The organism is Achromobacter animicus, assembly GCF_040775605.1.
Lineage (GTDB): Bacteria > Pseudomonadota > Gammaproteobacteria > Burkholderiales > Burkholderiaceae_B > Achromobacter > Achromobacter animicus.
Map to the genome: position 1 here is coordinate 2,253,852 of NZ_JAYGJK010000001.1, position 26,604 is coordinate 2,280,455.

The window sequence follows — 26,604 nt, forward strand, 5'->3', positions numbered from 1 at the left end:
CTGCGGGGTTTGATCCCCGTCGCTTGCCCTAGCTTATGGCCGGCCGGAAAATGGCGTCTGTCGCCTGCATGACAGACCCCCGACCGGCGGCGCAATCCCCAAGTTTTACACGGTTCTTCCCATGTCCGATGTTTCAAACACAGTTTCCCCCGACGAACTGCCGGCGCTGTTCCGGGCCTGTCCGTGGTTCGGTGCGCTGGAGGCACGGCACCAGGACCTGGTGCTGGCGACCTCGCGCGCGGAACTCGTCGGCAGCGGGGCGTGGATTGCGCGGCGTAATGCGCCGTCGGACTACTGGCTGGGGGTGAGCCGCGGGCTGCTCAAGCTGGCGATCTACAACGAGTCCGGCCGCAGTTGCACGTTTTCCGGCGTGCCGCCGGGCGGCTGGTTCGGAGAGGGCAGCGTCATCAAGCGCGAGCTGCGCAAGTACGACGTGGTCGCCATCCAGCCGTCGCTGGTGATGCTGGTGCCCGCTGCAACCTTCCATGCGCTGCTGTCGGCGAGCCTGCCGTTTTCGCACTTTGTCATCGGCCAGTTGAATGACCGCATGGGCGAGTTCATCGCGTCCATCCAGAACCACCGTTTGCTCGATGCCGACGCGCGCGTGGCGCAGTCGCTGGCTCAGTTGTTCAATCCGCAGCTGTATCCGTCCACCGACCTGACCTTGGCCATATCGCAGGAAGAATTGGGATATCTGACCGGCCTGTCGCGCCAGCGGGTCAACCAGGCGCTGCAGACGCTGGCCGACCAAGGGATGCTGGCGCTGGCGTACAACCAGATCAAGGTGCTGGACCTGGGCCGGTTGCGGCAGTACGGGCTGGATCAGCTCTGAAGGCCCGCTTGCCATTGTGCTGGCCGCAGCACCGGGTTTGCAGGGTCATATTCACCCTGTGGCGGTTATTTGTACCCACCTAGCCAACAGTAAAAATCACCACGCCGAATCCAAGCTGTTGATTCGGCGTGGTTTTTTTCTGGCACGGATTTCGCATGAGGACACGTACCCAACCAACCGCAACACAGGAGGGCGTTCCCATCATGGGTCCGTATCGGAAATTATGGTTCACGTTGATCGCCGTGGTGGCGATCACATTTGCGCTGCTAGGCTTCTACGGCGGCGAGGTCTACCGCCAGGCGCCGCCCATTCCCGGGCAGGTGGTGACGTCCGATGGCCGCGCGCTGTTCGGCCGCGAAGACATCCTGGACGGGCAGACCGCCTGGCAATCCGTCGGCGGCATGCAGCTTGGCTCGATCTGGGGCCACGGCGCGTACCAGGCGCCTGACTGGACGGCCGACTGGCTGCATCGCGAACTGACGGCCTGGCTGGACCTGGCCGCGCGCGACGAGCACGGCCAGGCCTACGCCCAACTGCCCGCGCCGCAGCAGGCCGCGCTGCGCGAAGCGCTCAAGGCCGAGTACCGCGCCAATCGCAGCGACGCAGCCACCGACACGCTGACCATCACGCCGCGCCGCGCGAAGGCCATCGAACAGACGGCGGCCTACTACGACCAGCTGTTCTCCGATGCGCCCGCCCTGCAAGGCAGCCGCGAGAGCTTCGCCATGAAGGAAAACACGCTGCCCGACGCCAAGCGCCGCACGCAGCTGACGCATTTCTTCTTCTGGACGGCCTGGGCGGCAGCCACCGAACGCGAAGGCATGTCGGTCACCTACACCAACAACTGGCCGCATGAACCGCTGATCGGCAACCAGCCCAGCGCTGAAAACGTCATGTGGTCCATCATCAGCGTGGTTGTGCTGCTGGCGGGCATCGGCTTCCTGGTCTGGGCCTGGGCCTTCATGCGTGGCCAGGAAGAAGAAGAGCCGCAAGCGCCCGCGCGCGATCCGCTCACCGCCTTTGCCCTGACGCCCTCGCAGCGCGCCCTGGGCAAGTATTTGTTCCTGGTCGTGGCGCTGTTCGGCTTTCAGGTGCTGCTGGGCGGTTTCACCGCGCACTACACCGTTGAAGGGCAGAAGTTCTATGGCATCGACGTCTCGCAGTGGTTCCCGTATTCGCTGGTGCGCACCTGGCACATCCAGAGCGCCCTGTTCTGGATCGCAACCGGCTTCCTGGCCGCCGGCCTGTTCCTGGCCCCGCTGATCAACGGCGGACGCGATCCCAAGTTCCAGAAGGTCGGCGTCGACATCCTGTTCTGGGCGCTGGTGCTGGTCGTGGTCGGCTCGTTCGCCGGCAACTACCTGGCCATTGCGCAGATCATGCCGCCCGAGCTGAACTTCTGGCTGGGTCACCAAGGCTATGAATACGTCGACCTGGGCCGTCTGTGGCAGATCGGCAAGTTTGCCGGCATCTGCTTCTGGCTGGTGCTGATGCTGCGCGGCATCGTGCCCGCGCTGCGCACGCCGGGCGGCGACAAGAACCTGCTGGCGCTGCTGACGGCCTCCGTCGGCGCCATTGGTCTCTTCTACGGCGCCGGCTTCTTCTACGGCGAACGCACCCACCTGACCATCATGGAGTACTGGCGCTGGTGGATCGTCCACCTGTGGGTCGAAGGCTTCTTTGAAGTGTTCGCCACCACGGCGCTGGCCTTCATCTTCTCGACCCTGGGTCTGGTGTCGCGCCGCATGGCCACCACCGCCAGCCTGGCCTCGGCCTCGCTCTTCATGCTGGGCGGCATTCCCGGCACGTTCCACCACCTGTATTTCGCGGGCACGACCACGCCCGTGATGGCCGTCGGCGCAAGCTTCTCGGCGCTGGAAGTCGTGCCGCTGATCGTGCTGGGCTACGAAGCCTGGGAAAACTGGCGCCTGAAGACCCGCGCCGCGTGGATGGACAACCTGAAGTGGCCGCTGATGTGCTTTGTGGCCGTGGCCTTCTGGAACATGCTGGGCGCTGGCGTCTTCGGCTTCATGATCAACCCGCCGATCTCGCTGTACTACATCCAGGGTCTGAACACCACGCCGGTGCACGCGCACGCCGCGCTGTTCGGGGTGTACGGCTTCCTGGCGCTGGGCTTCACGCTGCTGGTGCTGCGCTACATCCGTCCGCAGTATGCGTTGAACCCGGGCCTCATGAAGCTGGCGTTCTGGGGCATGAACATCGGTCTTGTACTGATGATCTTCACCAGCCTGTTGCCGGTGGGCCTGATCCAGTTCCATGCCAGCGTCAGCGAAGGCATGTGGTACGCCCGCAGCGAAGCCTTCATGCAGCAGGATCTGCTCAAGACCCTGCGCTGGGGCCGTACGTTCGGCGACGTGGTGTTCCTGCTGGGCGCGCTGGCGATGGTGATGCAGGTGATCCTGGGCCTGCTCAGCAGCAAGCCTGCGCTGGTCGAGCCGCGGCTCACGCCCAAGGCCGCGCGCGGCTGATCCCGGCACCTTCGCGACTTTGCGCCAGCGCAACGTTGCGAAGGCGGCCTCCCGGTCCAATGGAAGCCAAGCCTGCGCCGGTTCGGCGCGGGCGCTTCGGAAAAACTCCGCATGCGCTTCCTGCCGATCGCCGCCGCTCTTTCAATATTGTTGACCGCTTGCGGGCCCGCAGACCGGGCCCGCTTTGCATTGCCGGAACTGACGCGGCTGCCGCCCGGCGAGGTCACCCATCAGCCACCCGGTGATGCCCTGCGTAACGGTTATCCCGTCACGCCCGCGCCGGTCACCACGCGGCATTCACGCGGCGTCGCCATCATGACGCGTCAGGTCAGCCAGGCGGAATACGCGGCGTGCGTGGCCGCCGGCGCCTGCAAACCGCTGGACGCGGAACACCGCAAGGACAATTCTCCGGATCTGCCCGCCACGGGCATCAGCTGGTCGGACGCCTCGGCTTACGCGGCGTGGTTGTCCGGGTCGACGGGTCAGCGCTATCGCTTGCCGCGTTACGCGGAATGGATCTATGCGGCGGGCGAGGCCTATCGCGAAGAAACACCGCCAGCGGCCTTGCAGGACAACAACCAGGATCCCAACGACCCCGCGCAGCGCTGGCTGGCCGAATACGAACAGGAAAGCCGCCGCAGCGGGCAGGGCGCCGAAACCGCGGTGCGGCCGTTCGGCCATTACGGCGCCAACGCGGCGGGCGTCAAGGACATGGCGGGCAGCGTGTGGGATTGGACTTCGGACTGTCACTCACGCCGCGGGCTGGACGCGGGAACGGGGGCGGAGTCGCCGGAAGACGCCGACCTCAGCCGCAACTGCGGCATCCGCGTCGCGGCGGGGCGGCACATCGCGTATCTGCCGGATTTCATCCGCGACCCCAAGAGCGGCGCCTGTTCAGTCGGCGTGCCGCCCGCCAATTTGGGATTGCGGCTGGTGCTCGAAGAGGGCTAGGCCGGCGAGCCGCTGCGGCACGACAGGCACGACGCGCAGTCCATGGCGGGCTGCGCGTTTTCGGACAGCCGGGTCAGCGCCGCGGGCGACCGCAGCACGATGCGCTTGCGGCCGCTGCTGACGATGCCGCGCTGCTTCCAGTCGCTGAGCAGGCGGCTGACCGTATGCAGCGTGGTGCCGGTCATCTCGGCCACGTCCTGGCGCGTGATGGGAAAGCTGATGCCGATGCCGTCGTGCGTGGGCTGCCCGGATTGCTGGACCAGCCGCAGGATGGCGCGCGCGACGCGTTGCTCGACTTCGTCGGTGGACAATTCCTGGATGCGGATGTGCGCGTCCTGCAGGCGTTGCCCCATGGTCTGCAGCGCGATCGCACCCAATTGCGGGTGGCTGGCCATGAAGCTTTCCCAGGCTTCTGCGGGCCACGCCAGGCAGACGCTTTCCTGCACGGCCAGCACGCTGGCCGGGTAACAGGACTGCCGCATGGCGCAAGCCAGGCCAAACATATCGCCCGGATTGACATATCTCACGACAACTTGGTCGCCTTCCGATGTAATTTGTGTGACCTTGAGGCAGCCGTGCAGCAGCACGAAGAAATGGGCGCCTTCCGCACCCTGGCGGTAGGCGGCTTCGCCGGCTTCAAGACGGCATGGAACGGCGTCTTTCAGTGCGGCATCAAGCTGCGTATCGGACAACGGCCTGAACAGGTCCAGGTTGCGCAGCAAGGCATGGCATAAGGGCGATGGCATGGCGGTCCGCTTATGGGCGTGGTGAAATTTTCCACGCGTCGATGGTGACACCTGGGGGTCACCCTGACAACGTGTGGGCGCTCGCAGGGTTATCCCGAATTTGCGCTACAGCAAAGAACGCGATCGCTCGCGGTTCTTCAATGGAGGTGCCGACAGACTCGGCTTTGAAGAAACCGAAAGAGGAGTAGCACATGAACGCGTTGCGCCCCACCTTGCTTGCCGCCGCCCTGATGTTCTCGATGGCAGGCGGTCTGGCTTCCGCCCAGAATGCGGACACGCTGCCGCGCGCCAAGGTCACGCTGGTCGCCCCGCCGATGGTCCATCCGCATGAGCAGGTGGCCAAGTCGGGACCCAAGGTTGTCGAATTCACCATGACCATCGAAGAAAAGAAGATGGTCATCGACGGTAAGGGCACCACGCTGCAGGCCATGACTTTCAACGGATCCATGCCCGGCCCCACGATGGTCGTGCACGAGGGCGACTACGTGGAGCTGACCCTGGTCAATCCCAAGACCAACGCCATGCCGCACAACGTCGACTTCCACGCCGCGACGGGCGCGCTGGGCGGCGCCAAGCTCACCAACGTGAACCCCGGCGAACAGGCCACGCTGCGCTTCAAGGCCGACCGCGCCGGCACCTTCGTCTATCACTGTGCCCCTGAAGGCATGGTGCCGTGGCACGTCGTGGCCGGCATGAGCGGCACGATCATGGTGCTGCCGCGCGATGGCCTGAAAGATCCGCAGGGCAAGTCGCTGAAGTACGACCGCGTCTACACGATCGGCGAGTTCGACCTCTACATCCCCAAGGACGCCAACGGCAAGTACAAAGACTACGCGACCCTCGCCGAAAGCTACGGCGACACGGTGGAAGTCATGCGCAAGCTGACCCCGTCGCACATCGTCTTCAACGGCAAGGTCGGCGCACTGACGGGCGACAACGCCCTCACCGCCAAGGTCGGCGAAACCGTGCTGCTGATCCATTCGCAAGCCAACCGCGACACGCGCCCGCACCTGATCGGCGGCCACGGCGACTGGGTCTGGGAAACCGGCAAGTTCAACAACCCGCCCGAAAAGGACCTGGAAACCTGGTTCATTCGCGGCGGTTCCGCCGGGGCGGCGCTGTACACGTTCAAGCAGCCCGGCGTGTACGCCTACCTGAACCACAACCTGATCGAAGCCTTTGAACTGGGCGCGGCCGGGCACATCAAGGTCGAGGGCAAGTGGAACGACGACCTGATGAAGCAGATCAAGGCGCCGGGTCCCATCCCGCAGTAATGGCCGGCCGGCAAAGTGCGCGCGGCGCGTCTTGCCGGCTTGTTCCCCTTCTAAAGCCTGGAATCTCCGCCATGCCCAAATTTGCTCGACTCTTTTTTGCCCTTGCGCTGACGGGCCTGCCCGTCCAGCATGCCGCGGCTGACACCGTTGCCGCCGTCAATCCCGCCGGCGAAAAACTCTACAAGTCCGCCTGTGTCGTCTGCCATGCCAGCGGCGTGGCCAATGCCCCCAAGCTGGGCGACAAGCAGGCCTGGACGCCTTTCCTGGCGCAGGGCACGGACGCGCTGATGCTTACCGTGCTGAAAGGCAAGGGCGCCATGCCGCCGCGCGGCGGCTCGGCCGCCGACGACGCCACGCTGCGTGCCGCGGTGGAATACATGATGGCTGCGGCAAAGTAACGCGCAACCTGGCGCGGCGCGGATTGAAACGCGCGGGATGCCGGCCGCGCGTTTCGCCGTGCTTTTCGCCACGCTACGCGCGGCGGGCCAGCAAGGCCCACACGCCGGCGGCCGACAGCAGCGCGCCGCCACCCAGGTTGAAGCCGCGCTGCGCGCGCGGCGACGCCAGCATGCGCCGGGCCGAGCCGGCAAAGATTGCATAGGCCGCGGCATTGATGCCGGCGCAGGCGACAAACGTCGCCGACAACACCCACAGCTGCTGCGTCACGTCTCGTGCCGGATCGATGAACTGCGGCAGGAAAGCCACGAAGAAGATCATGCCCTTCGGATTCAGCGCGGTCACCAGGTAAGTGTTGGCAAACAGCTTCCAGCGCGAACCCGCCGCCGTCGCAACGGGCAGCGTGGCGGGAGACACGCCGGCGCGCAGCAGCCGGTAGCCGAGATACAGCAGGTACAGGCCGCCAATAGTCTTGACCACGGTGAACCAGAACGCGGATGCGGCAAGCAGCGCGCCCAGGCCCAGCAGCGACAGCACCAAGGCGGTGGAATCGCCCAGCGCCACGGCCAGCACCAGCGGCAGGCGGGCGCGCTTGCCGTGCGTAAGCGAATAGCTGATGACGGTAAGAATGGTAGGGCCGGGCAGCATGACGAGCAGGGCGGAAGCGCCCAGGAAGGCCAGCCAGGTTTCGAGCGACATGGAAGGAACTCCGTAGGAAGGGCCGGCGCGCGGGGCCGGCTGCGGCCAATGTATTCCAACCGTGGTGTTAAATACAGCTTTCCCGGACAGTGAACGCCGGCCCCCTGGCCGCGCGAAGGAAACCCCATGGCATTTGACTTTGACCTGTTTGTGATCGGCGCGGGCTCGGGCGGCGTACGCGCGGCCCGCTTTTCCGCCAGTTTCGGTGCGCGCGTGGCGGTGGCGGAAAGCCGCTACCTGGGAGGCACGTGTGTGAACGTGGGCTGCGTGCCCAAGAAACTGCTGGTCTACGGCGCGCACTACAGCGAAGACTTCGAGCAGGCGCACGGTTTTGGCTGGAGCGCGGACGCGCCCAAATTCGACTGGGCCACGCTGATCGCCAACAAAAACCGCGAGATCGAGCGCCTGAACGGCATCTACCGCAACCTGCTGGTCAACAGCGGCGTGACGCTGCTTGAAGGCCACGCGCGCATCGTCGATCCGCACAAGGTCGAAATCAACGGCAAGACCTATAGCGCCGAACACATTCTGGTGGCAACGGGCGGCTGGCCGCAGGTGCCCGACATTCCCGGCAAGGAACTCGCCATCACCTCCAACGAGGCCTTCTTCCTGAAGGACCTGCCGCGCCGCGTGCTGGTCGTGGGCGGCGGCTACATCGCCGTGGAGTTCGCGTCCATCTTCAACGGCATGGGCGCGCAGACCGTCCAGTCGTATCGCGGCCCGCTTTTCCTGCGCGGCTTTGACCTGGGCGTGCGCGAGCATCTGCGCGACGAATTGGTCAAGAAGGGCATCGACCTGCGCATGAACACCGAGGTCGCGCGCATCGACAAGCGCGCCGACGGATCGCTGGCCGCCACCTGCAAGGATGGTTCCGTCATCGAGACCGATTGCGTGTTCTACGCCACGGGCCGCCGTCCGATGCTGGACAACCTGGGGCTGGAAAACACCGGCGTGAAGCTGCGCGAAGATGGCTTCATCGAGGTCGATGACGAATACCGCACCGCGGAGCCGTCGATCCTGGCTATCGGCGACGTGATCGGCCGCGTGCCGCTGACGCCCGTGGCGCTGGCCGAAGGCATGGCGGTGGCGCGGCGCCTGTTCCGCCCGCACGAATACCGCAAGGTCGACTACAAGCTGATCCCCACTGCGGTATTCAGCCTGCCCAACATCGGCACGGTGGGCCTGACCACCGAAGAGGCGCGCGAAGCCGGCTACGAGGTCCGGCTGTTCGAAAGCCGCTTCCGCCCCATGAAGCTGACGCTGACCGAATCGCAGGAACGCACGCTGATGAAGGTGATCGTCGACGCGCAGACCGATCGCGTGCTGGGCGTGCACATGGTGGGTCCGGAGGCAGGCGAGATCGTGCAGGGACTGGCCGTGGCGCTGAAGGCGGGCGCGACCAAGGCGGTGTTCGACGACACCATCGGCATCCATCCCACGGCAGCCGAAGAGTTCGTGACGATGCGCACGCCCGTCGCGGAATAGCGCCTGTGAACCGGCGGGGCCGCAAGCGCCAGATGGCACGAGCGGCGTGCGCCGGCGCTACAGGCGTTGAATCATCGCGCGCGCCGCTGCCGGCGCGCGTTCTTTTGCGCCATTGATGAAGTACGCGAAGACGTCCTGCGATTTTTTCCCGGAGGCTGCTTTGCCGATAAGCGGCAGGTCGTCCGGGTCCGCGCCGCGTGACCAGATCCGGAATCGCTCCGCCCAGGCGTCCAGCGCCTTGGGCGCGTAACCGGCCTTGTAGGCCGTGCTGGCGCGCATCAGCCGCGCGTAGACAAAGTCCGCCGTCCGATCGGCGATGGCGGGAAACTCGTCGCTATCGGTGTACACGGTCGCCGCGCGATGGCGGCGCGCAAGGGCCACGTATTCCTCGCAGGCGAAACTGGCATGGCGCACGTCCAGCGCGTGCCGCAACGGCAAACCGTCCACCTTGTCCGGCAGCAATTCCAGGAAGGCGCCAAAATCCTCCGGGTCGAACTGTTTGGTCGGCGCGAACTGCCAAACGATGGGCCCCAGCTTCGGTCCCAGTTCGGCGATGCCGCTGTTCACGAACTTGGCAATCGAGTCCTTGGCGCCCGCCAGTTCGCGCCGGTTGGTCGAATACCGCGATGCCTTCAGCGAAAAGACGAAGTCGTCGGGCGTTTCATCGCGCCACTTGGCGAAGGTGGCGGGATTCTGGGTGCCGTAGTAGGTGCCGTTGATCTCGATGGCCGTGACCTGCCGGCTGGCGTATTCCAGCTCGCGCGCATGGGGCAGGTCGTCGGGATAGAAGACGCCGCGCCACGGTTCGAAGGTCCAGCCGCCGATGCCGACTCGGATCGCGGCGGGGCTGTCTGCCGGGGACGGATGACGTTTCGGCATGGGCTGCGCTCCACAGGAAGGGATCGAGCGGTCCACTGTATCGCCGGCGCGACGAGCCGCCAACCCCGCCCGAAAATTCCGCTGTTCCGATACAGTTTTCGGCTAAGGTGTGCAGTCACGACCCGACTTCTGACCGGCGCGCGCCGGCACTCCATGCCTGACCTGACACATCTGCTGACTTTCGCCCTGGTAGCGCTGGGCATGGTGCTCACGCCTGGGCCCAACATGATCTACCTGGTGTCGCGCTCGATCTCGCAAGGGCCGCAGGCCGGCCTGATTTCGCTGGGCGGGGTGGCGGTGGGGTTCATCTTCTACGTGGCCTGTGCGGCGTTCGGCATCACTGCCTTGCTGATGGCTGTGCCCTATGCCTACGACGCGCTGCGCATCGGCGGTGCGCTTTACCTGCTCTACATGGCGTGGCAGGCAATCCGTCCGGGCGGCCGCTCGCCGTTCCAGGTGCATGACCTGCCCAAGAGCAGCCCGCGGCAATTGTTCACGATGGGTCTGCTCACCAATCTGCTCAATCCCAAGATCGCCGTCATGTACGTGTCGCTGCTGCCGCAATTCATCCAGCCCGACCACGGCAGCGTCTTCACCCAGTCGCTGGCGCTGGGCATGACGCAGGTCGTGATCAGCTTGTCGGTGAACGCCCTGATCGCCATCATGGCCGGCTCCATTGCCGGGTTCCTGGCGGGCCGTCCGCTGTGGATGGTGGTGCAGCGCTGGCTGATGGGCACCGTGCTGGCCGGCCTGGCCGTGCGCATGCTTGTGGATACGCGCCGCTGATGCCCGCCGACGACGGATTTTTCGCGACGCTGGGCGGCATGCTTGGCGAGGGCCTGCGCGCCATCGTTGCAGGGATCAAATGGCTGCTCGGCGGGCTGGGCGGCGCGCTGGCCGATTTCTATGGCGGGCTGGCCGGCGCGATGGGCATGAGCCCGTCGATCTTCAATCTGGTGTTGCTGGCGCTGGGCCTGATGTTCCTGTGGGGCGCGATCAAGGCGCTGCTGCGGCGGTCCATCCTGGGCTTCCTGTTCTGGCTGTTCATGACGTTGCTGGTGCTGGGCGGGCTGGTGGACTAACCCAGTCCTAAGCCGCTTTTCGCTACGGCCAGCGCCACGTCCCGCAGCCGGCGCACCAGCGCCGGAAACCGCTCCGCACCCGTGTTGCCGTAGCCGATCACCAGGCCGTTGTCTTCAATGCGCGGCGTCAGCGCAAACGACGACAGCGCGCCCGGATTCATGCCCAGCTTGCGCGCCTCGGCCACGATCGCCGTGTCGGCATAAGCCGGCGGCAGCCGCACGGTCAGGTGCAGGCCGCAGTGCCCGCCCAGGACCTCGTGCTCGATTCCCAGATGCAAGGCCAGCGCCTCGCGCAGCGCCGCCTGGCGTTCGCGGTACAGGCGCCGCATGCGGCCCAGATGGCGCGAGAACTGGCCGTTTTCGATAAAGGCGGCCATGGCCAGCTGTTCCAGCCGGTGGCCGCCGCGCTGCATTTCGATGATGGATGGCATGGCTTCGCGCGCCAGGGCTTCGGGCAGCACCAGAAAGCCCAGGCGCAGGGCCGGGAACATCGTCTTGCTGAACGTGCCGACATACAGCACCGGCGCATCCGGCAGCAGCCCCTGCATGGCGGCGATCGGTTCGCCCTGGTGGCGGAATTCGCTGTCGTAGTCGTCTTCGATGATCCACGCGCCGGCGCGTCGCGCGCGTTCCAGCAGATCGAGCCGGCGGGTCAGCGACAGCACCGCACCGGTCGGGTACTGGTGCGACGGCGTCGTCTGGATCAAACGAGGCGGCTGGCGGGTCCAGGCGCTTTCCGGGATGACAATGCCGTCGGCGTCGACGCGCATGGCCACCACATTGAGGTCGCCGGCATGGAAGGCGGACTTGGCGCCGCGGTAGCCGGGATCTTCCAGCCAGGCGGTATCGCCAGGGTTGGTCAGCAGTTGCACGCACAGCGCCAGCCCGCCCTGTGCGCCTTCAGTGATGACGATGCGCGAGGCGTCGCAATGCACGCCGCGCGACACGCGCAGGTATTGGGCGATGGCTTCGCGCAGTGCAGGTTCGCCGGCCGGATGACCGTAGCCCAGCGCGGTGGCCGGCGCCGCCTGCAGGGCACGGTCCTGCGCGCGGCGCCACGCGTTGACGGGAAATTGCGTCAGCGCGGGCGTGCCGGGCGTCATCGGCAGCGTACCGTCGTGGGTATAGCGGGTGGAGACGATGCGGGAGAGGCGCTGCGCCGTGGCTGGCGGCTGCGCAGGGAGAGGGGCTGCCTCGCGCGCGGCGCTGCGGGCGGCGGCGGACAGCGGCGCCACGCGGGTGCCCTGGCGGTCGGCAATCACGTAGCCCTCGGCCGTCAATTGCTCGTAGGCGATCAGCACCGTATTGCGCGAGATATCCAATTCTTCGGACAGCGCGCGGGACGACGGCAGCTTGCCGCCCGCGGGAAGCTGGCCGGCAAGAATGGCCTGCTTGAGGCGCTGGATAAGCTGGCGCTGGCGCGGCAGCGAACCCGGGCCGCGTGCCAGCGGACTGGACAGCAGCGGGGCAGTGGCGGTATCGCCCAATGAAGTTTCGATCATGGCCCTATTAAATTCCGGTTTCGTGGCACTTTTTATGATGCCACGGTTCCGATATCGTGAGGCCCTGGGTGTTGCGCCACCGTCGGCGGCGCGCCCTGAACCGATTCCCGAGGCACCGCCGCATGCAACCCCGCACCAACGATTTTCAGCAACCCATCGGCCCGGCGCTGCCCGGCTGGACCACGCGTCCGCGTCCGCCGCTTGAACCCGCGCTTGGCCGCTATTGCCGCCTGGAGCCGCTGTCGGCCGAGCGTCACGCGGCAGATCTGTACCAGGCGTTCAGTCAGGCGCCCGACGACAGCGACTGGACGTACATGGGCGTCGGGCCGTTTGCCGACGAGGCTGCCTACCGGACGTTCGCCGAGGCCGCGCAGGCCAGCCCGGACCCGATGCACCACGCCATCATCGACCTTGCGACGGGCCGCGCCGTCGGCACGCTGGCGCTGATGCGGATCGACGCGCCCAACGGCGTCATCGAGGTCGGGTTCGTGTCCTATTCGCGTCAGCTCAAGCGCACGCGCATCGCCACGGAAGCGCAGTACCTGCTGATGCGCCGTGCCTTCGACGAACTGGGCTACCGCCGCTACGAATGGAAGTGCGACAGCCTGAACGCGCCGTCGCGCGCCGCGGCGCTGCGCCTGGGCTTCAGCTTTGAGGGCATCTTCCGTCAGGCCACGGTCTACAAGGGCCGCAGCCGCGACACGGCGTGGTTCTCGATCATCGACAGCGAATGGCCCGCGCTGCGTGCCGCGTACGAGCGCTGGCTCAGCCCGGACAACTTCGATGCCGAAGGCAACCAGCGCCAGGGGTTGGCATCGCTGATCGCCAATGAGCGGGGCAGCAACGCCGGGGGAGACCACGCGGCGTGCGCCTGATCCCGGTGGCATTGGCCCTGTTCTGGGGCCTGAACTGGCCGGCGGTGAAGATCATTCTGTCGATCTTCCCGCCGTTCACCTTGCGTGTGCTGGGACTGGGCAGCGGCGCGCTGCTGCTGTTGCTGCTGGCGGGCGCCAAGCGGCTGCCGCTCTTGCCGCCGCGCAGCGCGTGGCCCGGCATTGCGGTGGGCGGCGTCTTGGCGGTGGCCGTATTCAATCTGGCCGTGGCCTGGGCGCAGCTCAGCACCAGCACGTCGCGCGCGGCAGTGCTGACTTTCACCATGCCGATGATGTCCGCGCTGTTGGCGTGGCTGGTGCTGGGCGAACGCCTGGACCGCCGCCGCGGCCTGGCGCTGCTGCTGGGCGCGTGCGGCGTCGCGGTGCTGGCTTGGCCGGTGCTGCAGGCGGTGTTCGGCGGCAATGACGTGGCCGCCGCCAAGGGGCTGGTCTTTCCGCTCGTGGCGGCGTTCGGGTGGGCAGCCGGCACGGTGTATCTGAAGCGCTGGCCCGTCGCGGGCGACCGCATCGTGATCACCGCGTGGCAGCTCGTCGTCGGCGCCGGTTGCGCCCTGGCCGGCGCGTTGATCGCCGGCGAATCCTTTCCCACGCACGGCTGGACCGCCAGTGTCGCGGGGGCGCTCTCGTTTCACATCATCCTGGGCACTGCGGTCGCGTACTGGCTGTGGTTCGTGCTGAGCGAGCGTGTCAGCGCCACCGTCGCCGCGCTGACCACGCTGATGGTGCCGGTCGTGGGCGTGCTGGGCGCGATGGCGCTGGTGGGCGACCGGCCGGCCCCGGCGGACTGGTGGGGGTTTGCGTTCGTGATGGCCGGGGCGGGGCTGATCGTGTTGAACCTGGGTCAGCGGCGCGCCTGACCTGGATCAGCGGCGCATCTGACCCAAGTCAGCGACGCGCCCGAGGCTAAGCGGCTGCGGGCGAGGGCATCCAGCATCCGTGCAGCCCGGCGGGCACGCGGCGCGGCAGGCGCACCTGCGCGACCGGCCCGGCAGCCAGGTCGCGCGCGTCCAGCACGATGAACCGGCCGCCCGCGTCGTCTTCAGCGTGCACGAAGCTCAGGATGTAGCCGTCCGCTTCACCCGCGCCGGCCGGATCGGCGGCAAACACCGGTTCGCACGCGGTCTGCCCGGCGGGCAGGCGGTACACGGTCTTCGCACCCGTCTCGACGTCATAGCGTGCAAATGCCTCGAAGGCGCCCGGCTGCGGCGTTTCGCCCGGACGCGGATCCCGCAGGCCGGCATAACAGAACCGTGTGCGCCGCCCCAGCCACGCGTCGTTGACCCGGCCGAACTCGCAGGGCTGGTCGTCCAGCGTCTGGTCGTCCACGCGTCCGCTGGCCATGTCGATGCGCAGCCGGTGCATTTCCAGCCGCTTGCGCGACGTGGGCCCGTAGCCATCGTGCCAGGGCAGCACCGCCTCGATCACGTTGCCGTCCACGTAGGCATTGGCGACGTGCCAATTGAAGAAGGGGGCGGCCTCGATCCACCGGATCTGCGCCGCGTCGGTGCAGTCGCGCGGCACCAGCAGCACCTGCGTGCCGCGCTGCGGCTCCCACCCGGGCGCCGCCGGTCCGCGGCTGAAGTCGAACACCAGCGGGCAGACAAACGCCACCACGTGGGTGGCGGTCAGGCCGATGTCGTGAACCAGCGCCGGCCAGGGCGATGCAAATGCGACCTGGCGGTCCACCCGCCCCGTGCTGTCCAGCCGCACGTATTCAAGCGTGCCCGCCATGAGGTCGTAATTGATCGCCAGCATTTCCCCGGTCAGCGGGTCGACCTTGGGATGCGCGGAGAAGGCGCCGGCGAGCTTGCCCTGGAAAGTGTTGGCGCCGACCGTGCCCAGTGCGTCGTCCAGTTCGTACGGGCAGCCGCCTTCGTACAGCGCGTGGATGCGGCCGGCGTGCCGCAATACGTTGGTGTTGGCCAGGTTCGCGTAGGGTGGCGGACCGAACGTCGGGTTGTAGATGCGATGGCCGGCGTCCCGTTCTTCCTGCAGTTCGGCAGTCAGCACCCAGCGGTTGCGGTAGCGCGCGCGGCCGCCGTCCAGGTAGAGCGCGTGGATCATGCCCGTGCCGTCGAAGGGATAAGAATAGCCCGGGCCGGGCTCGAATTGCGGATTGGGGCCGTTGCGCATGAAGACGCCGGACAGGCCGGGGGGCAGGGCGCCTTCAATGGGCAGGTCCGCGTCGTCGCGTTCGTCGAAGACCGGCGCGAACGCGCGGGTCAGGGCGGGGTTGTCGCTGTGCCAGGGTTGCATGTGACCTCCAGGCAGAGGCCGCGCACCGGGCTGGATGACACCGCGAAGCCGGTGGCGGCAAAAGTCCGTTATATCCGCCCGGGCCGCCGGGAAAAAGCCGAGTTAACCATGATGCGAATTGCGCCGCGCCTGACGCTTGCGCAGCCGTTCCCGCACCATTTCGGCCCCGCTGACCAGCGTGATTCCCGCCAGCACCATCACCGCGCCGATCACGAAGCCCGCATCCAGCGGTTCATCCAGGATCAGCACGCCGAAGCTCACGCCGAACAGCGGCGTCATGAACGACAGGATCGACAGTCGGGACGCCAGATACCGGCGCAGCAGCCAGAACCAGGCCAGATAGCTGGTCAGCGCGACGACGACCGACTGGAACACGACGCTGAGCACGGCGGCCTGGGTATAGCGGATGCCATGATGGCCGGTGGCGACTGCAAAGGCCAAGAGGCCTATCGAGGCCACGGCCATCTGATAGAAAAGCGTCTTGGCCGGGGCGGCTTCGGACAACGACGTCTTGCGGATCGCCACCGTCGTCGCGCCCCACAGCAGCCCGGCCAGCAATCCCATCGCGTCGCCCAGCAGCATGTTGCGCGCGCCGTCGTGCGCCAACGGCTGGCCGCCCTTGACCAGGAACGCCACCGCGATACCGCAGAAGGCCAGCGCGACGCCCGCCCATTGCAGCGGCTTCAGACGCTCTTCGGGTAGCAGCCAGTGCAGGCCCAGCGCCGCGAAGATCGGCGCGGTGTATAGAAACACCGACATGTGCGAGGCCGTGGTGTAGACCAGCCCTTGCGCGACGAACAGGAATTCGCCCGCAAACAGCAGCCCCACGATCAATCCAGGCAGGAACGTGCCGTCGGTGAACGCGCGCAGCCCTTCGGCGCGCCACACCACGACGGCCAGCACCAGGGCCGCAAAGGTGGAGCGCAGCCCGATCTGCATGATGGGCGCGATGTCGTCCGCGACCAGCTTGATGGCGATCTGCTGGAAGCCCCAGCACACGCACAGCGCCAGCATGGCGCCGGTGGCCAGCGTGTCCAGCGGCAGGCGCAGCGGCTTGGCGGCGGTGATGCTCACGGCAGTTCGGCGGGATAGCTGTCCAGCGCCAGGCCGATTTGCTGGCGCAGGTCCCATTCGGCCAGCGAGGCTTGCACCGGGCCATAAAAGGCGCCGTCGCGGGCGACGAACATGGCGGGCAGGTGGAAGACCTCGTAGCGCTCGACCAGGCCGCGGTTGTCGCCGGCGTCGATCCAGCAGATGCGCTCGACCGGCAGTTCCACGCCCGGAAGCTGCTCGCGCGCCACGCGACAGGTGCCGCAGGTGCGGCTGTGAAAGACGATGAGGGACAGGCCGCGCGCGTCCAGCAGAAAGCGGTCGGCGGTGCTGTCGTTGAGTTCTATCTGTTCCATCGTGTGTCTCAAGCGCCGCGCAGCACGCGGTCCAGTTCCAGCACCGACTGGTACAGCACGCGCGTGCCGTCCAGCAGTTGCGCGGGTTGGATCCATTCTTCGGGGCAGTGGCTTCGGCCGTTCAGGCAGGGGATGAAGATCATGCCGATAGGGCCGGTGGGGGCCATGTACACGGCGTCGTGGCCGGCGCCGCTGGGCAGCCGCATCGATGCGTAGCCAAGCTGGTCGGCGGCCGCCTTGACCGCGTCCATGACCAGCGGCGAACAGTCCGTGGGCTGCGCGCGGCTGAGCTGCGTGAAGCCGGCAGTCAGGCGCAGCGCCTTCAGGTCGTCGGCCACGCCCGCCATCAGGGTTTCGGGAAAGGCGTCCAGCACGGCGTTGCTGTCGCTGCGCATTTCCAGCGTCATCTCGACCCGGCCCGGCACCGCGTTGGCCGCATTGGGCGTCATGGTCAGCCGGCCGACGGTGGCGACGACGTAATGCGGATTGCCGCTGGCCGCGCTGGCCTGCCGGTTGGCGGCGTCGATGATGCGGGCCGCGCCCACCAGCGCGTCGCGCCGGATGTCCATGGGCGTGGTGCCCGCGTGGTCAGGTTGGCCCTCGACCACGATCTGCACGCGGCGGATGCCGACGATGTTGGTGACGACGCCGATCGGCAACTGGCGGCTTTCCAGCACGGGGCCTTGTTCGATGTGCAGTTCGACGAAGGCGGCGGTTTCGCCCGCGCGGCGCAGCGGGGCGTTGAGTGCGGACGGGTCGCCGCCGATGCGGGCAATACCCTGCGCCAGCGTCTCGCCCTGCGGATTGCGCGCGTCCAGCATGTCGGCGCTGAGCTGGCCGCACAGCGCGCGGCTGCCGACACAGGAAATGCCGTAGTCGCTGGGTTCTTCGGACAGGAAGTCGATGACTTCGAAAGGATGGTCGAGCGTGATGCCGTGTTCCTGCATCGTGTGCGCGACTTCGATGCCGGCCAGTACGCCGATGATGCCGTCGAAGCGGCCGCCGGCCATGACGGTGTCGCAGTGCGAGCCGGTGGAAATCGGTTTGCGCGAGGCATCGCGCCCCTTTCGCGTGCCGACCAGATTGCCGCCCGCGTCCAGGCGCGTGGTCAGGCCCGCGGCTTCGAACTCGCTACGCAGCCAGGCGCGCGCGTCATCGAACAGCGGCGAAAAAGCGCGGCGCGTCCAGGGGACGTCGGGCAGGGTGAATTTGGACAGAGTGTTGACGCGCGACCAAAGGCGTTCGGCGTTCAGCGGGGGAAAAGCGGGCGGTGTGGCTTGCGGCATGAGACTTCCAGAAGATCCGCCCTGGATTATGGCATCAATGGCGCGGCGTCCTTGTCCGCCGCTTACGTCGTGCCGCGCCAGGACGGTTCACGTTTTTCCAGAAAGGCCGTCACGCCCTCGCGCGCTTCCTCGGTGCTACGGATAGCCGCAATGCGTTCGACCGAGTCGGCGATCAGGGTGGCGTCCAGCGGCCGGCCGGCAAAGTCGCGCACCAGCCGCTTGCTGGCCTGCACGGCGCCCGGCCCGTTCGCGCACAGTGTGCGGCAGAGCGCTTCGGCGGCCTCAAGCGCCTGGGCCGCCGGGACCACCTCATGCACCAGCCCCAGCCGCAGCGCGGTGGCGGCGTCGAAGCGTTCGGCGGTCAGGAAATAGCGGTTGGACGCGCGCTCGCCCAGGGCGCGGATCACGTAGGGGCTGATGGTGGCGGGCAGCAGGCCCAGGCGGGTTTCGGACAGGCAGAAGTGTGCGCTGTCCGCCGCAACCGCGATGTCGCACGCGGACACCAGTCCCATGCCGCCCGCGTAGGCGTCGCCGTTCACGCAGGCGACGATGGGTTTCGGGCAGGTCCAGACCGCGTGCAGCATGTCCGCCAGCCGCGTGGCGTCCTTGCGGTTGTCCGCATCGGTCAGCGTGCCCATTTTGCGCATCCAGTTCAGGTCGCCGCCGGCGCAAAATGCCTTGCCCGCGCCCGTCAGCAGCAGGACCCGCACCTGGGGATCATCGACCGCAGCCTGGATCGCGGCCGTCAGCGCGGCGATCAGCGTCTCGTCGAACGCGTTGCGCATGTCCGGCCGGTTCAGCGTCAGGCGGGCGAGGGGGCCTTCTATGGTCAGGTCCAGCGGTTCGGTCAGCGTCATGCGCGGTCTCCGGTGTTGTTGATGATGGCTCAACAGGTGTTCCGATCAATTCGGTTGATTCTATGGGCAAAAGCGTGGCGTTGCGATGCTTGTTTTCAGTAGATTGAGTTATCCTCAACAAAAAATTTTCGGAGACAGACATGAATCAGCCTGCGGGGAGTGGCGCCGCCGATCAGCGTTACGCATCGGTATTCCGGCCGGGATTGTTTGACGGCAAGACGATCATGGTCACCGGCGGCGGCAGCGGCTTGGGCCGTTGCACCGCGCATGAGCTGGCGGCACTCGGCGCGCGCCTGGCGCTGGTCGGACGCAACCCGGACAAACTGCGCACGGCGGCCGAGGAAATCGTCCGCGTCTATCCCGAGGCCGCCGATCGAATCAGTCAGCACCCCTGCGACATCCGGGACGAAGCCGGCGTACGCGGCGCCGTCACCGACGCGCTGACCGCGCACGGCAGTATCGACGGCGTCTTCAATTGCGCGGGCGGCCAGTTTCCCGCGCCGTTGGACCGCATCAGCCTCAATGGCTGGAACGCCGTCGTGCAGAACAATCTGCACGGCACCTTTCTTGTGTCGCGCGAGGTCTATACGCAGCACATGCGCCAGCACGGCGGCGCCATCGTCAACATGCTGGCCGACATCTGGGGCGGCATGCCGGGGATGGGACACTCGGGCGCGGCGCGCGCGGGGGTGTGGAACCTGACGGAGACCGCCGCCTGCGAATGGGCGTATGCCGGCGTGCGCGTGAACGCCGTGGCGCCGGGCTGGATTGCATCCAGCGGCATGGACAGCTACGACGAGCACTACCGTGGCGTGCTGCGCGAGCTGAAAACCAAGGTGCCGCTACAGCGCTTCGGCACCGAAGCCGAATTGGCCGCCGCCGTCGTCTTTCTGCTGTCGCCCGCGGCCGCGTTCATCAATGGCACCGTGATCCGGGTGGACGGCGGCGTGCCGAACGCGCGCCATTCATGGAACCTGCAGCCGGCCGAGCGCGGCGAGACCTACAACGGCTTTCCTCAGTACGTGCCACCGTCGCTGTTTTCGGAAGACTGAAGACGATGCAGCGCGTTCTGGACTTCGCCCCGGAACTGCGCCAGCGCCAGCGCGTCCTGGCGCGGCGGCTGCAGCGCCTGCCACAGAAAACCGACCAGCTGGTCGGCCGTGGCGGCCACATCGACATTGACCTCCGCACCGCGCCGCATCGCGTCCCACAGCACGTGCTCCATCGGCCCGTACACCGCCGAACGCAGCAGCCGCAGCGGCATGTCCTGGCGGATGTCGCCGTCGGCCTGGCCTTGCGCCAGGATGCGCATCAGCGGCGCGGTGTAGCGGCGCTGCAGGTCGGCGTAGATGTCGCCGAAGTCGTCGTTGCGCGCGCGGCCTTCGGAAAGTATGAAGGCGCACAGGCCCGGACCTTCGGCCAGCAGATGGCGCAGATGCGTGTGGACCAGGTAATGCAGTCGGGCGCGCGCCCCGTGGATATGCGGCAGGTGGTCCTCCACCCGCGCGATGATTTCGTCGTACCAGTCGCTGATGACGCGCACGCAGAGTTCGCGCTTGCCGCCGAAGTAGGTGAAGACGGTGGCTTCCGAGACGCCCAGCCGCTGCGCGATCTCGGTGGTGGTGGCCGCGTGAAAGCCCGCTTCGGAGAACACCTGGCGCGCGACCCGCAGGATGTCGCGGATGCGTTGTTCGGACTTGGCGCTGGCCGGCGGGCGGCGCATCGGGACGGCTGGGCTTTTTTCCATGCAGGCTACAGGCGAAAAAGGGGCGGGCGGCCTGTCTGGCCGTCCGCGCGAGGGCCTATTATTGAGCGACGGTCAACTTCGTGGCAAGGCGGGGGGCAACCCGCCGCCGCAGCGGGCCTTTCATGGCAACAACCATAACGATCAAGAGACAACCATGCTGCACAGAGCAGATTCCTACGCGCAAGTCGTGTCCGCCTTCCAGTGGCAGGTGCCCGCGGCCTACAACATCGGCGTCGACGTGTGCGACAAATGGGCCGACGGCAGCGGCCGGCTGGCCCTGATCTATGAAAAGAGCGACGGGGCGCAAACGCGCTATACGTTCGATCAGATCAAGGCGCAGTCCAACCAGTTCGCCAACAGCCTGGCGCGCTACGGCATCCGGCGCGGCGACCGCGTCGCCATCTACCTGCCGCAGGCGCCGGAGACCGCAGTCGCCCACGTCGCCGCCTACAAGATGGGCGCGGTGGCGGTGCCGCTGTTCACGCTGTTTGGCGTGGACGCCATCCAGTTCCGGCTGGCCAACAGCGGGGCGTCGGCCCTCGTCACGGACGCGGAAGGCTGCCGCAAGCTGCTGGAAATCCGCGACAGCCTGCCTGATCTGAAAGTGATCTATTGCATCGATGGCGACGCCGGGGCTGCGAGGGGCACGGTAGGCGCGCTGCCGTTCCACCAAAGCCTGGCGCTCGAATCCGACGCCTTCGACCCGGTCGCGACCGCCGCCGACGACCCGGCCGTCATCATTTACACGTCCGGCACCACCGGCAAGCCCAAGGGCGCGCTGCATGCGCACCGCGTGCTGCTCGGCCACCTGCCGGGCGTGGAGATGTCGCACGAGTTCTTTCCCGAGAACGCCGTGCTGATGTGGACGCCCGCTGACTGGGCCTGGATCGGCGGGCTGCTGGACGTGCTGCTGCCGTCGTGGCACCACGGTGTGCCGGTGCTGGCGCGGCGGTTCGAAAAATTCGATGGCGCCTCGGCGCTGGAACTGATGGCGCGCCACGGCGTGACGCACACCTTCCTGCCGCCGACCGCGCTGAAGATGATGCGCGGCTGCGACTGGCCGGACCACGCCGGGCCGCGCGCGCTGCGCTCGGTGGCCAGCGGCGGCGAATCGCTGGGCGCCGAACTCATCGACTGGGGCCGCCGCGTGCTGGGCGTGACCATCAACGAGTTCTACGGCCAGACCGAATGCAACATGATCGTGTCCTCGTGCTCGTCGCTGTTCGACCCCTGCATCGTCGCAATCGGCCGCGCCGCGCCCGGGCATCGGGTCGCTATTGTGGATGACAGGGGGGCCGAAGTGGCCGATGGACAGGAGGGCAACATCGGCGTACTGCGCCCGGATCCCGTCATGTTCCTGGGGTACTGGAAAAACCCGGAGGCCACGGCGGAAAAATTTGCCGGCGATTACCTCCTGACCGGCGACATCGGCGTGCGCGATGCGGAAGGTTTCATCCGCTTCGTGGGCCGCAACGACGACGTCATCACCAGCGCCGGCTACCGGATCGGCCCGGGACCCATCGAAGACTGCCTTATCGGTCACCCGGCGGTGCGCATGGCGGCGGTGGTGGGCATGCCGGATGCTGAGCGTACGGAAATCGTGGTGGCGTTCGTGGTGCTGAACGAGGGTGTGGTGGGCGACGAAGCGCTGGTCAAGGCGCTGCAGGCGCATGTCCGCACCCGGCTGGCCGCCCACGAATATCCGCGCGCGATCCGCTTTGTAACCAGTTTGCCCACGACCGCGACCGGCAAGATCATCCGCAGGGAGTTGCGTGCCGGATACCCCGCATAAGCGGACTCACCCGGTGACAATCTCGCCCATGTGGATGGGTTGACTGGCTGCCCGGCGCTGCAAGTATGATTGCGCAAACTGGATACGGCCCCTCTCAATTGGGGCCGTATCACCTTTAGCCAAAGTATGGAGATAGCCCCAATGAATAAGCCTTTGGACGGGGGATTGGCAGCCTTGAACGTGCCCGCGTACGTCAAGCATCGCGGACTGATCGACTGGGTCGCCAGTTTCGTCGCGCTGGCCAAGCCCGATCGCGTGGTGTGGTGCGATGGCTCGCAGGAAGAGTACGACCGCCTGTGCGAGCAGATGGTCCAGGCCGGCACCATGCGCCGGCTCAACCCCGCCAAGCGCCCCAATTCCTATCTCGCGTGGTCCGATCCGTCCGACGTGGCCCGGGTTGAAGACCGCACCTTCATCTGTTCCGACCGCGCCGAAGACGCCGGCCCCACCAACAACTGGGCCGATCCCGCTGAAATGCGCGACACGCTCAACGGTCTGTTCGACGGCGCTATGCACGGCCGCACGCTGTACGTCGTGCCGTTCTCTATGGGCCCGCTGGGCTCGGACATCGCCCACATCGGCGTCGAACTGTCCGACAGCCCGTACGTGGCCGTGAACATGCGCATCATGACGCGCATGGGCAAGCAGGTCTATGACGTGCTGGGCACCGACGGCGATTTCGTGCCGTGCCTGCACTCGGTCGGCAAGCCGCTGGCCGAAGGCGAAGCCGACGTGGCCTGGCCGTGCAACCCCACCAAGTACATCGTCCACTTCCCCAAGACCCGCGAAATCTGGAGCTACGGCTCGGGCTACGGCGGCAATGCGCTGCTGGGTAAGAAGTGCTTCGCGCTGCGCATCGCGTCCACCATGGGCCGCGATCAGGGCTGGCTGGCCGAACACATGCTGATCCTCGGCGTCACCTCGCCCAAGGGCCGCAAGTACCACGTCGCCGCCGCCTTCCCGTCGGCCTGCGGCAAGACCAACTTCGCCATGCTGATCCCGCCGCAAGGCATGGACGGCTGGAAGGTCACCACCATCGGCGACGACATCGCCTGGATCAAACCCGGCCCCGACGGCCGCCTGCACGCCATCAACCCCGAAGCCGGCTATTTCGGCGTGGCCCCGGGCACCAGCGAGCAGACCAACTTCAACGCCATGGCCACGCTCAAGGCCAACGTCATCTTCACCAACGTCGCGCTGACCGACGACGGCGACGTCTGGTGGGAAGGCATGACCAGCACGCCGCCGGCACATCTGGTGGACTGGCAGGGCAAGGACTGGACGCCTGAAATCGCGCGCGAAACCGGCCGCAAGGCCGCGCATCCGAACGCGCGCTTCACCGCGCCGGCCGCGCAGTGCCCGTCCATCGACCCCGAATGGGAAAACCCCAAGGGCGTGGTCATCGACGCCTTCATCTTCGGCGGCCGCCGCTCCACCACCGTGCCGCTCGTCACCGAAGCGCGCAACTGGGTCGAAGGCGTCTACATGGCCGCCACGATGGGCTCGGAAACCACCGCCGCGGCCGCTGGCCAGCAAGGCGTGGTGCGCCGCGACCCGTTCGCCATGCTGCCGTTCTGCGGCTACAACATGAGCGACTACTTCGGCCACTGGTTGAAGCTGGGCAAGCAGCTCGAAGCCGCCGGCGCGACCCTGCCGCGCATCTATTGCGTGAACTGGTTCCGCAAGGGTCCGGACGGCAAGTTCGTCTGGCCCGGCTTTGGCGACAACATGCGCGTGCTGCGCTGGATGCTGGGCCGCATCGACGGTCAATCCAAGGGCGTGGATCAGGTGTTTGGCGTGTCCCCCAGCTACCAGGACATCGACTGGACCGGCCTGGAATTCAGCCCGGACAAGTTCGAGCAGGTCATGTCGGTCGACGAGAACGCCTGGCGCGAGGAACTGGCGCTGCACCATGAGCTCTTCGGTCAGCTGTCGCAAGGCCTGCCCGACGAACTGCGCACCACCAAGACCGAGATCGAGGGCCGTCTGGCGGCTTGATGCTGCTGGGGTCTACCGGTTGATCGAACCCGCCTGCATTGACGCAGGCGGGTTTTTTATTGCCGCCTGCTTGAGTGCGCAGGCGCGTCCGGCGTTCAGGTTGTTCAGGCCGGGGCTTACACCGTCTTGCTCGCCGCGATGCCGTCCAGCGCCTTGGCCACGTCGTCCGGCAACTGCAGCGACGCCGCGGCCAGGTTTTCCTTCAGATGTTTCTGCGAAGACGTGCCGGGAATCAACAGGATGTTCGGCGAGCGGCGCAGCAGCCAAGCCAGCGCGGTCTGCATCGGCGTCGCGCCGATCCGCGCAGCCACGTCGTTCAGGATGGACGACTGCAACGGGCTGAACCCGCCCAGCGGAAAGAAGGGCACGTAGGCGATCCCTTCGCGGGCCAGGTCGTCGATCAGGGCATCGTCGGCCCGGTGGGCGACGTTGTACTGGTTCTGCACGCAGACGATGTCGCAGATGCCGCGGCCCTCCTTCACCTGCGTGGCCGTCACGTTGCTCAACCCGATGTGGCGGATCAGCCCTTGCTGCTGCAGGCCGGCCAGCACGGACAGCGGCGCTTCGATGGACCCTTCCGCCGGGCCATGGACGTCGAACATGGCGCGCAGGTTGACCACGTCCAGCACGTCGCGGCCCAGGTTGCGCAGGTTGTCGTGCACCGCCCGGGTCAACTGCTCGGCAGAGAACGCGGGATTCCACGAGGCATCGTCGCCGCGCACTGCGCCCACCTTCGTCACGATCACCAGATCGTTGGAGTAGGGGGCCAGCGCTTCCCGGATCAGTTGGTTGGTGATGTGCGGGCCGTAGAAATCGCTGGTGTCGATGTGGTTCACGCCGGCGGCAACCGCGTCGCGCAGCACGGCAAGCGCGGCATCACGGTCCTTGGGCGGACCAAAGACGCCCGGGCCGGCGAGCTGCATGGCGCCATAGCCAAGCCGATAGACCTGGCGTGCGCCGAGGGAGTAGGTGCCGCTGTCTGCGAGTTGGGTCATGTTGGGTTCCTTGTTTCGGTGCAGGAGTGGGGATGGGCAAACGATAGAGCTTTCGCCACATGCTGATAAGCCAATACAATCCGCACGGCTTGTACGGAAAAATGCACAATGGCGACTGACCTCGATCACCTCCATGCCTTCGTCGCCGTCGCGCGCGCGCGAGGGTTCCGCGAAGCGGCCCGGACGGCGGGCACCAGCGCGTCGCGCCTGAGCGACACCGTGCGCCGCCTGGAGGCGCAGCTTGGCGTGCGGCTTTTCAACCGAACGACGCGCTCCGTGGCGCTGACCCAGGCCGGCCAGGAACTGCTGGCCCGGCTGGCGCCCGCGCTGACCGAGGTCGAGGCGGCGCTGGACGCCGTCAACGGGTTCCGCGACAAGCCGGCGGGCACGCTGCGGCTCAACGTGCCGCTAAGCGCGGCCAAGCTGGTGCTGCCGTCCATCGTCCCCGACTTTCTGGCGGCCTATCCCGATATCCGACTGGAGGTCGTTGCCGAGGAAAGCTTTGTCGACGTGCTGGCTGCCGGATGCGACGCAGGCATCCGCTACGACGACCGGCTGGAGCAGGATATGATCGCCGTGCCCATCGGCCCGCGCGTGCAGCGCTTTGCAGCCGGCGCCTCGCCCGACTACCTGAACCGGCGCGGGCGGCCCGCGCATCCCGAAGACCTGATGCAGCACGCCTGCCTGCGCGGCCGCTTTCCCAGCGGGGCGATGCCGGCGTGGGATTTCGAGCGGGGCGGAGAGACCGTGCGTATCGATGCGTCCGGACCGTTGGTCGTGCAGATTGGGGGCGCGGTCGATCTCGCTGTCGACGTCGCCATCGCGGGGGCGGGCGTCATGTATCTGTTCGAAGACTGGCTGCGCCCGCACTTTGAAAGCGGGGCGCTGGAGCCCGTGCTGGAGCCGTGGTGGCCGCAGTTTTCGGGGCCATTTCTGTACTACTCGGGCCGTCGCCTGGTGCCGTCGCCGCTGAAGGCGCTGATCGACTTCATCAAGGCGCGGCCGTTTCCTTGAGCGGCGCGCCGCGTCTCGCCGCCCC

Annotated in this window: 25 protein-coding genes; 14 read left to right on the top strand and 11 right to left on the bottom strand. The window is 66.9% G+C overall.

The features are described from left to right. The first annotated feature begins 121 nt into the window (after window positions 1-121). The 3 genes from AB3147_RS10155 (at window position 122) to AB3147_RS10165 (ending at window position 4,272) form a co-directional block, all read left to right on the top strand. The gene (locus AB3147_RS10155; protein ID WP_175124084.1) at window positions 122-832 is read left to right on the top strand and encodes a Crp/Fnr family transcriptional regulator; all 711 of its coding nucleotides are present in this window, start codon (window positions 122-124) and stop codon (window positions 830-832) included. A 203-nt stretch (window positions 833-1,035) separates the two neighbouring features. Further along, window positions 1,036-3,321 carry a nitric-oxide reductase large subunit gene (locus tag AB3147_RS10160; protein WP_367353528.1) on the top strand — a complete coding sequence of 762 codons (2,286 nt, stop codon included), beginning with the start codon at window positions 1,036-1,038 and terminating at the stop codon, window positions 3,319-3,321. 189 nt (window positions 3,322-3,510) lie between these two features. Beyond that, complete coding sequence (locus AB3147_RS10165; RefSeq protein ID WP_367351855.1) at window positions 3,511-4,272, top strand: SUMF1/EgtB/PvdO family nonheme iron enzyme; 762 nt, start codon at window positions 3,511-3,513, stop codon at window positions 4,270-4,272. Here AB3147_RS10165 and AB3147_RS10170 read toward each other — a convergent pair. After that, on the bottom strand, window positions 4,269-5,018 hold the full coding sequence (locus tag AB3147_RS10170) for a Crp/Fnr family transcriptional regulator (RefSeq protein WP_175138490.1): 750 nt from the start codon (window positions 5,016-5,018) through the stop codon (window positions 4,269-4,271). The genes AB3147_RS10165 and AB3147_RS10170 overlap by 4 nt on opposite strands. Before the next feature lie 191 nt (window positions 5,019-5,209). Here AB3147_RS10170 and nirK point away from each other — a divergent pair, with 191 nt between their 5' ends. Both nirK and AB3147_RS10180 read left to right on the top strand, forming a co-directional pair. After that, the gene (gene nirK / locus AB3147_RS10175; RefSeq protein ID WP_175124087.1) at window positions 5,210-6,292 is read left to right on the top strand and encodes a copper-containing nitrite reductase; all 1,083 of its coding nucleotides are present in this window, start codon (window positions 5,210-5,212) and stop codon (window positions 6,290-6,292) included. Between the two features lie 71 nt (window positions 6,293-6,363). Next, the gene (locus AB3147_RS10180; protein WP_175124088.1) at window positions 6,364-6,690 is read left to right on the top strand and encodes a c-type cytochrome; all 327 of its coding nucleotides are present in this window, start codon (window positions 6,364-6,366) and stop codon (window positions 6,688-6,690) included. Window positions 6,691-6,763: 73 nt separating this feature from the next. Here the strand turns inward: AB3147_RS10180 and AB3147_RS10185 are convergent, their stop codons facing one another. Beyond that, window positions 6,764-7,387: a LysE family translocator gene (locus AB3147_RS10185; RefSeq protein ID WP_175124089.1), complete on the bottom strand. Its 624-nt coding sequence runs from the start codon at window positions 7,385-7,387 to the stop codon at window positions 6,764-6,766. Between the two features lie 126 nt (window positions 7,388-7,513). On the opposite strand from AB3147_RS10185, the gene gorA reads away from it, so the two are divergent. After that, window positions 7,514-8,872: a glutathione-disulfide reductase gene (gene gorA, locus AB3147_RS10190; RefSeq protein WP_286890116.1), complete on the top strand. Its 1,359-nt coding sequence runs from the start codon at window positions 7,514-7,516 to the stop codon at window positions 8,870-8,872. Window positions 8,873-8,929: 57 nt separating this feature from the next. Here gorA and AB3147_RS10195 read toward each other — a convergent pair whose 3' ends face one another. Continuing rightward, a complete protein-coding gene (locus AB3147_RS10195) occupies window positions 8,930-9,751 on the bottom strand; it encodes a DUF72 domain-containing protein (protein ID WP_367351856.1) in 822 nt (273 codons plus the stop codon). Between the two features lie 153 nt (window positions 9,752-9,904). On the opposite strand from AB3147_RS10195, the gene AB3147_RS10200 reads away from it, so the two are divergent. Both AB3147_RS10200 and AB3147_RS10205 read left to right on the top strand, forming a co-directional pair. Further along, window positions 9,905-10,537: a LysE family translocator gene (locus tag AB3147_RS10200; protein ID WP_056569853.1), complete on the top strand. Its 633-nt coding sequence runs from the start codon at window positions 9,905-9,907 to the stop codon at window positions 10,535-10,537. Then, window positions 10,537-10,833, top strand: a complete 297-nt coding sequence (locus AB3147_RS10205) for a hypothetical protein (protein WP_191576901.1) — start codon at window positions 10,537-10,539, stop codon at window positions 10,831-10,833. The genes AB3147_RS10200 and AB3147_RS10205 overlap by 1 nt, the downstream gene beginning before the upstream one ends. Here AB3147_RS10205 and AB3147_RS10210 read toward each other — a convergent pair. Further along, entirely contained in the window at window positions 10,830-12,335 is a 1,506-nt protein-coding gene (locus AB3147_RS10210) for a MocR-like pyridoxine biosynthesis transcription factor PdxR (RefSeq protein ID WP_367351857.1), read from the bottom strand. The genes AB3147_RS10205 and AB3147_RS10210 overlap by 4 nt on opposite strands. A 122-nt stretch (window positions 12,336-12,457) precedes the next feature. On the opposite strand from AB3147_RS10210, the gene AB3147_RS10215 reads away from it, so the two are divergent. Next, window positions 12,458-13,210, top strand: coding sequence for a GNAT family N-acetyltransferase (locus tag AB3147_RS10215; RefSeq protein ID WP_367351858.1), 753 nt, complete (start codon window positions 12,458-12,460; stop codon window positions 13,208-13,210). After that, window positions 13,201-14,085: a DMT family transporter gene (locus AB3147_RS10220; protein ID WP_175138484.1), complete on the top strand. Its 885-nt coding sequence runs from the start codon at window positions 13,201-13,203 to the stop codon at window positions 14,083-14,085. Before AB3147_RS10215 ends, AB3147_RS10220 begins: the two co-directional genes overlap by 10 nt. Window positions 14,086-14,131: 46 nt before the next feature. On the opposite strand, the gene AB3147_RS10225 is transcribed toward AB3147_RS10220, so the two are convergent. The 5 genes from AB3147_RS10225 to AB3147_RS10245 form a co-directional block, all read right to left on the bottom strand. Continuing rightward, entirely contained in the window at window positions 14,132-15,484 is a 1,353-nt protein-coding gene (locus AB3147_RS10225; RefSeq protein ID WP_367351859.1) for a carotenoid oxygenase family protein, read from the bottom strand. A gap of 102 nt (window positions 15,485-15,586) precedes the next feature. Then, window positions 15,587-16,552, bottom strand: a complete 966-nt coding sequence (locus AB3147_RS10230) for a DMT family transporter (RefSeq protein WP_367353529.1) — start codon at window positions 16,550-16,552, stop codon at window positions 15,587-15,589. A gap of 2 nt (window positions 16,553-16,554) precedes the next feature. Further along, window positions 16,555-16,890: a thioredoxin family protein gene (locus tag AB3147_RS10235; protein ID WP_175124098.1), complete on the bottom strand. Its 336-nt coding sequence runs from the start codon at window positions 16,888-16,890 to the stop codon at window positions 16,555-16,557. 8 nt (window positions 16,891-16,898) lie between these two features. After that, window positions 16,899-18,176 carry a Zn-dependent hydrolase gene (locus AB3147_RS10240; protein ID WP_367351860.1) on the bottom strand — a complete coding sequence of 426 codons (1,278 nt, stop codon included), beginning with the start codon at window positions 18,174-18,176 and terminating at the stop codon, window positions 16,899-16,901. Window positions 18,177-18,238: 62 nt separating this feature from the next. Further along, window positions 18,239-19,033 carry an enoyl-CoA hydratase/isomerase family protein gene (locus AB3147_RS10245; RefSeq protein ID WP_367351861.1) on the bottom strand — a complete coding sequence of 265 codons (795 nt, stop codon included), beginning with the start codon at window positions 19,031-19,033 and terminating at the stop codon, window positions 18,239-18,241. Between the two features lie 140 nt (window positions 19,034-19,173). Between AB3147_RS10245 and AB3147_RS10250 the strand changes: the two genes are divergently transcribed. After that, window positions 19,174-20,085, top strand: a complete 912-nt coding sequence (locus AB3147_RS10250) for an SDR family oxidoreductase (protein WP_367351862.1) — start codon at window positions 19,174-19,176, stop codon at window positions 20,083-20,085. On the opposite strand, the gene AB3147_RS10255 is transcribed toward AB3147_RS10250, so the two are convergent. Then, the gene (locus AB3147_RS10255) at window positions 20,049-20,780 is read right to left on the bottom strand and encodes a TetR/AcrR family transcriptional regulator (protein WP_367351863.1); all 732 of its coding nucleotides are present in this window, start codon (window positions 20,778-20,780) and stop codon (window positions 20,049-20,051) included. The two genes, AB3147_RS10250 and AB3147_RS10255, sit on opposite strands and share 37 nt — an antisense overlap. Window positions 20,781-20,934: 154 nt before the next feature. Between AB3147_RS10255 and AB3147_RS10260 the strand changes: the two genes are divergently transcribed. Further along, window positions 20,935-22,572 (top strand): acyl-CoA synthetase, encoded by a 1,638-nt coding sequence (locus AB3147_RS10260; RefSeq protein ID WP_367351864.1) that lies wholly within the window; start codon window positions 20,935-20,937, stop codon window positions 22,570-22,572. A 141-nt stretch (window positions 22,573-22,713) separates the two neighbouring features. Further along, a complete protein-coding gene (locus AB3147_RS10265) occupies window positions 22,714-24,570 on the top strand; it encodes a phosphoenolpyruvate carboxykinase (GTP) (RefSeq protein WP_367351865.1) in 1,857 nt (618 codons plus the stop codon). A gap of 116 nt (window positions 24,571-24,686) precedes the next feature. Here AB3147_RS10265 and AB3147_RS10270 read toward each other — a convergent pair whose 3' ends face one another. After that, window positions 24,687-25,565 carry an aldo/keto reductase family oxidoreductase gene (locus tag AB3147_RS10270; RefSeq protein ID WP_367351866.1) on the bottom strand — a complete coding sequence of 293 codons (879 nt, stop codon included), beginning with the start codon at window positions 25,563-25,565 and terminating at the stop codon, window positions 24,687-24,689. A gap of 108 nt (window positions 25,566-25,673) precedes the next feature. Here AB3147_RS10270 and AB3147_RS10275 point away from each other — a divergent pair, with 108 nt between their 5' ends. Further along, window positions 25,674-26,579 carry a LysR family transcriptional regulator gene (locus AB3147_RS10275; RefSeq protein ID WP_279973324.1) on the top strand — a complete coding sequence of 302 codons (906 nt, stop codon included), beginning with the start codon at window positions 25,674-25,676 and terminating at the stop codon, window positions 26,577-26,579. Window positions 26,580-26,604: the final 25 nt, after the last annotated feature.

Excerpts from the sequence above, each read along its gene's own strand:
- AB3147_RS10155 (WP_175124084.1), top strand. The coding sequence starts at position 122 with ATGTCCGATGTTTCAAACACAGTTTCCCCCGACGAACTGCCGGCGCTG.
- AB3147_RS10160 (WP_367353528.1), top strand. The coding sequence starts at position 1,036 with ATGGGTCCGTATCGGAAATTATGGTTCACGTTGATCGCCGTGGTGGCG.
- AB3147_RS10170 (WP_175138490.1), bottom strand. The coding sequence starts at position 5,018 with ATGCCATCGCCCTTATGCCATGCCTTGCTGCGCAACCTGGACCTGTTC.
- nirK (WP_175124087.1), top strand. The coding sequence starts at position 5,210 with ATGAACGCGTTGCGCCCCACCTTGCTTGCCGCCGCCCTGATGTTCTCG.
- AB3147_RS10180 (WP_175124088.1), top strand. The coding sequence starts at position 6,364 with ATGCCCAAATTTGCTCGACTCTTTTTTGCCCTTGCGCTGACGGGCCTG.
- AB3147_RS10185 (WP_175124089.1), bottom strand. The coding sequence starts at position 7,387 with ATGTCGCTCGAAACCTGGCTGGCCTTCCTGGGCGCTTCCGCCCTGCTC.
- gorA (WP_286890116.1), top strand. The coding sequence starts at position 7,514 with ATGGCATTTGACTTTGACCTGTTTGTGATCGGCGCGGGCTCGGGCGGC.
- AB3147_RS10195 (WP_367351856.1), bottom strand. The coding sequence starts at position 9,751 with ATGCCGAAACGTCATCCGTCCCCGGCAGACAGCCCCGCCGCGATCCGA.
- AB3147_RS10200 (WP_056569853.1), top strand. The coding sequence starts at position 9,905 with ATGCCTGACCTGACACATCTGCTGACTTTCGCCCTGGTAGCGCTGGGC.
- AB3147_RS10205 (WP_191576901.1), top strand. The coding sequence starts at position 10,537 with ATGCCCGCCGACGACGGATTTTTCGCGACGCTGGGCGGCATGCTTGGC.
- AB3147_RS10210 (WP_367351857.1), bottom strand. The coding sequence starts at position 12,335 with ATGATCGAAACTTCATTGGGCGATACCGCCACTGCCCCGCTGCTGTCC.
- AB3147_RS10215 (WP_367351858.1), top strand. The coding sequence starts at position 12,458 with ATGCAACCCCGCACCAACGATTTTCAGCAACCCATCGGCCCGGCGCTG.
- AB3147_RS10225 (WP_367351859.1), bottom strand. The coding sequence starts at position 15,484 with ATGCAACCCTGGCACAGCGACAACCCCGCCCTGACCCGCGCGTTCGCG.
- AB3147_RS10235 (WP_175124098.1), bottom strand. The coding sequence starts at position 16,890 with ATGGAACAGATAGAACTCAACGACAGCACCGCCGACCGCTTTCTGCTG.
- AB3147_RS10240 (WP_367351860.1), bottom strand. The coding sequence starts at position 18,176 with ATGCCGCAAGCCACACCGCCCGCTTTTCCCCCGCTGAACGCCGAACGC.
- AB3147_RS10245 (WP_367351861.1), bottom strand. The coding sequence starts at position 19,033 with ATGACGCTGACCGAACCGCTGGACCTGACCATAGAAGGCCCCCTCGCC.
- AB3147_RS10250 (WP_367351862.1), top strand. The coding sequence starts at position 19,174 with ATGAATCAGCCTGCGGGGAGTGGCGCCGCCGATCAGCGTTACGCATCG.
- AB3147_RS10255 (WP_367351863.1), bottom strand. The coding sequence starts at position 20,780 with ATGGAAAAAAGCCCAGCCGTCCCGATGCGCCGCCCGCCGGCCAGCGCC.
- AB3147_RS10260 (WP_367351864.1), top strand. The coding sequence starts at position 20,935 with ATGCTGCACAGAGCAGATTCCTACGCGCAAGTCGTGTCCGCCTTCCAG.
- AB3147_RS10265 (WP_367351865.1), top strand. The coding sequence starts at position 22,714 with ATGAATAAGCCTTTGGACGGGGGATTGGCAGCCTTGAACGTGCCCGCG.
- AB3147_RS10270 (WP_367351866.1), bottom strand. The coding sequence starts at position 25,565 with ATGACCCAACTCGCAGACAGCGGCACCTACTCCCTCGGCGCACGCCAG.
- AB3147_RS10275 (WP_279973324.1), top strand. The coding sequence starts at position 25,674 with ATGGCGACTGACCTCGATCACCTCCATGCCTTCGTCGCCGTCGCGCGC.